This window comes from Pseudomonas laurentiana, from assembly GCF_014648275.1.
Classification (GTDB): Bacteria; Pseudomonadota; Gammaproteobacteria; order Pseudomonadales; family Pseudomonadaceae; genus Aquipseudomonas; species Aquipseudomonas laurentiana.
On the sequence record NZ_BMQU01000071.1, the window covers coordinates 1 to 1,192 of the forward strand.

The following is a 1,192-nucleotide window of genomic DNA, read 5'->3' on the forward strand; positions in this document are numbered from 1 at the left end:
GGATGGTCTGAAGTAGCCATGCATCTCTGGCTGACTTCAGCGTCTGCCGATTTCAAAATCGCCCAACTGATCCAAGACAATCCGATCAGTCGCGCTTTTCTACCTTTTTCGTTACCGCCAGCACGTTACCGCAGCCATTTTCCGCATTACAGGCGCACCTCTCCTGCGCTGGCCAGCAAATGTCGGCGGGCCATCCACAGATTCGACAGGGCAAACAGCGTCACCATCTGCGCCGCATTCTTGGCCAATCCTCGGAAGCGCACCTTCGTATAGCCAAACTGCCGTTTGATCACGCGGAACGGGTGTTCGACCTTGGCACGGATCTGGGCCTTGGCCTTCTCGATCTTGCGCAGCGCTTTGTACAAGGCGCTGCGCTTGCCGTGTTTCTTGTAGGTGCTGCGCCGAGCCGCGATCTGCCAGATAACGGCACGACCTTCATGTTCAGGACGCTTCTCGACTCCGGTATACCCAGCGTCAGCGCACACCACGTGTTCTTCGCCGTGTAGCAGTTGGTCGACCTGAGTGATGTCCGCAACATTGGCCGCCGTGACCACCACGCTATGTACCAGGCCCGATTCTTCGTCGGCACCAATGTGGGCTTTCGCGCCGAAGTAATACTGGTTGCCCTTTTTGGTCTGGTGCATTTCCGGGTCGCGCTTACCGTCCTTATTTTTGGTCGAACTTGGCGCGTGGATCAGTGTGGCATCGACGATGGTGCCCTGGCGCAGCGACAGGCCGCGATCCCCCAGGTAGCCGTTGATCACGGCCAGAATTCCGGACGCCAACTCATGCTTTTCCAGCAGGCGGCGGAAGTTGAGGATGGTAGTTTCGTCGGGGATGCGCTCCAGGCTCAGCCCAGAAAATTGGCGAAGGATGGTGGTTTCGTACAACGCTTCCTCCATCGCAGGATCGCTGTAGCCGAACCAGTTCTGCATCAGGTGCACGCGCAGCATCGCCATCAGCGGATAGGCCGGACGTCCACCTTCGCCCTTCGGATAATGCGGCTCGATCAGGGCGATCAAACCCTGCCACGGCACCACCTGATCCATCTCGATCAGGAACAACTCCTTGCGGGTTTGCTTACGCTTACCGGCGTACTCGGCGTCGGCGAAGGTCATCTGCTTCATCGGAAAACTCGGGCAACGGGATCGGCGTATTTCACCAGATTCGGGAAGTCTTCTTCAGGATTTCC

At 57.8% G+C, this 1,192-nt stretch carries 1 protein-coding gene; it reads right to left on the reverse strand.

Translation table 11 applies throughout. The features are described 5' to 3' along the window. Positions 1-146 precede the first annotated feature (146 nt). A complete protein-coding gene (locus tag IE038_RS23850; protein ID WP_054888505.1) occupies positions 147-1,127 on the reverse strand; it encodes an IS5 family transposase in 981 nt (326 codons plus the stop codon). Positions 1,128-1,192 lie beyond the last annotated feature (65 nt).